The sequence below is a fragment of the Flectobacillus sp. genome, assembly GCF_049240685.1.
Taxonomy (GTDB): domain Bacteria; phylum Bacteroidota; class Bacteroidia; order Cytophagales; family Spirosomataceae; genus Flectobacillus.
In genome coordinates this window covers 1-5383 of sequence record NZ_JBMLSD010000358.1, presented here as the reverse complement: position 1 = coordinate 5383, position 5383 = coordinate 1, and the positions used below count along the sequence as shown (strand labels likewise).

At 38.1% G+C, this 5383-nt stretch carries 3 protein-coding genes; all 3 read right to left on the bottom strand.

The annotated features are described in order from the left end of the window. Nucleotides 1-64: 64 nt before the first annotated feature. The gene (locus tag ACOVQ4_RS16450; RefSeq protein ID WP_421821712.1) at nucleotides 65-925 is read right to left on the bottom strand and encodes a hypothetical protein; all 861 of its coding nucleotides are present in this window, start codon (nucleotides 923-925) and stop codon (nucleotides 65-67) included. 76 nt (nucleotides 926-1001) lie between these two features. Further along, the gene (locus ACOVQ4_RS16445) at nucleotides 1002-1763 is read right to left on the bottom strand and encodes a hypothetical protein (protein ID WP_421821711.1); all 762 of its coding nucleotides are present in this window, start codon (nucleotides 1761-1763) and stop codon (nucleotides 1002-1004) included. Nucleotides 1764-2538: 775 nt separating this feature from the next. Beyond that, the gene (locus ACOVQ4_RS16440) at nucleotides 2539-5052 is read right to left on the bottom strand and encodes a M14 family metallopeptidase (RefSeq protein ID WP_421821710.1); all 2514 of its coding nucleotides are present in this window, start codon (nucleotides 5050-5052) and stop codon (nucleotides 2539-2541) included. Between the last annotated feature and the right edge of the window lie 331 nt (nucleotides 5053-5383).

The following is a 5383-nucleotide window of genomic DNA, read 5'->3' as shown; positions in this document are numbered from 1 at the left end:
TTTTGTCCAAAGCCCATACCGAAAGCCTAGTGATCAATAATTAGATTTTATTTTGCATACTGTTTTACTCTTTTTTTATCTTAAAAGAGTAAAGCAAAGAAAGATTTACATAAAAAAGGTTGGTACCGTTGCGAGAAACGACTTCGGTGTTACCTGAAGTCGATACGACATTTTGTGGCATTACATAACCTGGAGTTGCCACCAAAAATATATTATTAAATACCCATACTACTGGCATACTAAATTCATAGCTCAATAGATTAAATACCTGTGTGGTTTGAGTAGAAGATTGATTTGAGATAGGTATTCCCAAAAATTTATTGTTTTTGAAATAGGTACTCGTAAAGCTTTGCGTACCAGCATTGGCAACCGCCGTTGGGGTAACCACAAATACACTTTTTCCCGTTTTCATCACAAAAGGGTGTTCGAGTCCGGCGCTTGCAAAAAAATCTGTTTTATCAGAAAAAGCTGCGATACTTGTCAGATTTATATTGGCAATTTTGTTAAGATGAGAAAGATTTAAACCCACTTGGCCTTGGAGCGCAGACTGCACCAAGGTTTTATTTTGATAAAAGAACTTATCACCGTAGATACTTCCAGCAATACCTTGTTTTTTACCAAATTTATAGCCGATTTCGGTTACTGTGGCCGCATAGCTCAAAGGTTGAACAGCATTAGTGGTAAAAACCGTAGAGCCTGTCAAGTACAGCCCAAGACTATCAAATTGTACCAATATCGTAGGCATCAAGGCACTACTTTTAAGCTCATCAGTTCGACCGTAGTAATGTAATTTGGGAGAGTAAGAAAGTCCGCTGATGACTGTTGCCGCTGTTTTTTTGGGAGTTTCAGTTTCGGATTGCGCTTGTGAAACAGACGCGCAATCCAAACATAACAAAAGAGCAGAAAGAATGGTGATAGGTTTCATGGCGAGAGAAATTTTAGTTTGTGTAATAGATATCATGCCACCCTCAGATAGAAGAGTGGCATGGAAAGTGGGCAAATTAATGCTTAACAGCACTAGCACTTGATTTTAAAGAAGTACTCGATTTGACTGTCGCCTCAGTTTTTGTTTGCGAGGTAGACTTCGCCTCAGAACCTACCTTGGATTTTGTATCGCTTGCCGTCTCAGACATCTTTGTCTTTGTTGCATTGACCGAGCTTGCTCCTTTTTCTTTTACTATTACTAAATTTTCTTTCAACAAAGGAGTGGCGTTTTCATTGGCATTAGCTTTACCAGTTTCGCTGGCGTTGGCGCTTGCCTGAGAGTTTAGGTTACCATTACCGTTGCTAGTGCTCAATCCGTTTGCCTTATTCACATTGATGTTACCATCTGTTTCAACCGAAACATTGGCATCCACATCTACACTTGAACTATTTCTTGCATCTGCTGCCGCATTGGCGCTTTTGCTCGCACTTGCCTTCAAGGTAGACGCCGTAGAAGAAGCCACCTCTTTTGTAGCATTCACCGTAGCCGAAACTACATTTTTCGTAGCATTAGTGACATTACCAGTTGCTTTTGCCACAGATTGCGTTGTAGCTTGCACTGCCGAGGTAGCGTTTGTACTTGCTTTTAGTGCAGCAGAACTACTCGCAGTTGCCTGAGTGGATGCTTTAATAGCATTACTTGCCGCATGAGTACTAGCCATCGCACTACTTGTCGCTTTTATTGCATTGGTAGCCGAAGCTCCAATTTGAGCTGAAGCAACTTGAAAACTAAAAAGTGCTAAAATAGCAGTCGATAATTTTAGGGCTTGCGTTTTCATAATGTTTTGAGTTTTATAGTTTACAGTATATTTGAACTGGATAAATTGCTACCCAGCGTAAGGATGTTTAGAAAGCTCATTGCCTGAACTTCTACATCACTAACGGTCAGAAAAATGATTTAGATTTATATGATTGAGTAAGCGGAAAGGTCTAATTTTTAAAAGAAAAAATAGATTTAAAGCTAAATGGAATACACAAACGTCTGAATATTAATGTATTATAGAAGATAGAGAAAACATCAAACATGAAAATTTTAATACCTGTTTAAGCCGGGAGGAATGATTTTTAAGCCTAATTTAAGGTCATTTTAAGGCAGAAATTTTGTAGGAATAGTCATAAAAAGAGTATCTAAAGCAGTTTTTTCTAGGTGTTGTTGACAAATTGTGCGTAGGATAACCCTATTTACCAACATAAGTAGGAAAACGTTATTGGTTAACAGTCTAATTACTGGATAAAACAAGAAAGTGAGATTGAGGTATATATCCTTTTTCACTGATTATTTAAAAAATCAGTCCAAGACTCAGTCTTGAACTAGAGAACTTAATAGTGTCCGGTAATCAGATCAAAAATATCATTTCCAGAAAGATTCTACCTTACAATTTTCTTATTGAAAGAAGCTATCAAAAAAACTAGGATTTATACAATCAAGGTCTAAATTAAAGAAATATATACTACTGGTTTGATAGGCTATACAATTACCTCATGAGTAACAAAAAAAAAGCGCAAGGAGAGATTATCTCCTTACGCCCCTTGGTGATTATATGCTTTTAATTCTTAATTTCCTAAGACAAAAACCGCATTACCAAATAGCAACTTGCCATTTTGCCAGAAACCTCTAAATAATGGGTTATTAGCAAGGTATACCACGTTACCACGCCCCATGTCTTGCACACCCCATATCAAGGAATTTTTCAATTTCTCTTGTGCTTTCACACCAGCAAAACCAGCAATTAAATCTTTTGATTTAGTCACACCCACATTCCAGCCGTCATTAAGATATTGATAGGCAGCACCTTCCAACACCAAACTAAAGTAGGTATTACCATAACCAAATGCCAAAGGATGTGTAGTGTCCATTGTTACACGGTAAATGCTACCTGGAGTTTCTTCCGAAATAGACTCACGCTCAGCATTTCCATAAATTTTTAATTTACTTTCCTCGGATTCTTTCTTTTTTTCTTCCTCTTTAGTTTTCAATTCAAAACCTTCTTTTCCTGCCAAAGCTTTTAAAGCATTTTCAATAGCGATTAATTTACCCCCATTACGAACCCATTCTTTGATTTTGCCCAAGGTAGATTCATTCAAAATTCTATTATAATTACCTCCTGGTAAAATCAATACATCAAACTGAGAAAGATTTGTACCACCCAGTGTATTTTCAGGCAAAACGGTAATTGGATATTGAATTTGTTGGTCAAAGAAGTGCCACACTTCACCAAAACCTGTTGTACTTATACCTTCACCAGCTACAGTGGCTATTTTAGGCATTTTCAAGAAAACTACGTTTTCTGAGCCAAAATCCGAGCCTTTTGTAGCCATACCAGTTGTAACTGCTGTTAATCCAACGCCTAATTTGGTAGCTTCATCAGTCAAGATTTTTTCTAATTGAGCGCCCAAGCGTTCATTTCCTGTACGTGTAATCACTAAGGTACCAGCAGGGTAGCTTTGTCCTTCTATTTCAAATGATTTGGCTGCACTACGAACCTTAATTCCTTTTTGCATAATAGCAGACAAGAATTTTAAGTCGGTAAATGATTGCCATCTTGCCAAATAGGCATAAGCATTTTCTGCTTTAGAAATTTTATTTTCAAAATTTACCTTACCAGACGGATTCAAACGGTCTTTCAACGCATAAGCTTTTAGGCCATACGCATAAGGCAACGACCATGAAGTAATATCGTAAGTCATCGAATCCTCAACCATTGTTTTAGGTTCCATCAAAATCTTCAAGAACATCGAACGAGGTTGATATAGATTGAACACCACATCCTCGGCCTCCACTTTTACAAAGCCCGCTTTGTCATCATGATAGCTGTAGCCGTTTGCCATGTAATCTTTGCCTGCAACACCATATTGAAAACCTTCTTTATCCAAAAAGTTCAAAAACTCTTTTACACGGGCTTCCTCGCCTTTGGTTTTGATAACATAAGATTTGTAAGGCCCTACTGGGTTTTTGGAGGTGTTATCATGGAATTTTATAAATTCGGCTACTGCCTTTTCCGAGTTGGCAGAGATAGCCTCCAAACAGGCAAAAGAAGTGCTAAAATGATGATCTATTCTTTGTTTAAGAGTTAAAGTATCGCCATCACGCTTTGCAATTCCCAAACCAGCACGACCCGAGCCACCTTGCTCGTAGGTCATACCAAAAGCTCCGTTGTAGGTAGGGTAGGTATCGCCATAAGATGGATAAAGTAAGTCAAAACGTTCTTTTGAAAAATATAACCAGCCATTTTTATCAAAATCCTTTTTGTTATAGTCCCCTATTATCTTTTGGAACTCACGTTGCCAAGCGGTAATATCTTCATGATAAGGTTTGGCAGCAGGCGAAAAATAATAAGGCGACTCTACACCTTGCTCATGGAAATCGGCATGTAATTGTGGCATCCACTGGCGATACAATGCCATTCTCTCCTGCGATTCTTTTTGTACTTGCCATGCCCAGTCACGGTTCAAGTCGAAGATATAATGATTAAAACGACCACCTGGCCAAGGCTCTTGGTGTTCCCATGCGGCAGCATTTGCATTAAATTTGGCTCCAACTTTTTGATTGTACCAGTTGGCATAGCGATCATATCCATCAGGGTTGATGGATGGGTCTAGGATTACCACCGTATTGGCTAAAATAGCCTTGCTACGAGCTGAATTTTGATTTAACAACTCATAAAGAACAAAAGGGGCAGTATTGGTACCACACGACTCGTTGCCGTGAACGTTATAACTCATCCAAGCGATTGCTGGTTGTTTACGGGTACTTGGTTTACCATCCAACATCCCGATTGCTTTCAAATTATTAGTGCGAATTTCTTCGAGAGCGGTAAAGTTTTCGGTAGAGGCTACCACAGCAGCAATTAAAGGCCGTCCCTCATTGGTGGACCCATACTGAATCAATTTTACTTGAGAAGGATTTTGTGCAGCCACGTATTCGTAATAGCTCACCACTTGGTGATGTCTTAAAAAGCGGTCTCCTTTTTTAAACTTCAAAAATTCCTCTGGCGACTGCATTTGCGCTTGTGACGAAAAACACAGTAGCAAGAACATCATAAGGTTGATGAAAGTAGTTTTTTGCATGATGTATAAGTTTATATGATAAGAAAGCCCAAATATAAGCAATAAGGACGTTCGGGCAAGCTAGAAATAGATAGGAGGAAGGTATCTAGGGTTAAAAAATGAAATTTTCCCTTCATAGTGGTACAAAGACTAATTTTCGGTTTACTTATATACAACTATCATTCAAGGAAAGTATCGTATAATTAGACAATGTCTGATTACTGGACAAAATTGAAGATACTAGTTCAAGACTTAGTCTTGGACTCATTTTTTTAACAGTTTTAAACTGTTTTTAAACATTCATTGAAAAAGTCTAAATACCTTTTCTCTTTTTGTCCAGTAATTAGAAACA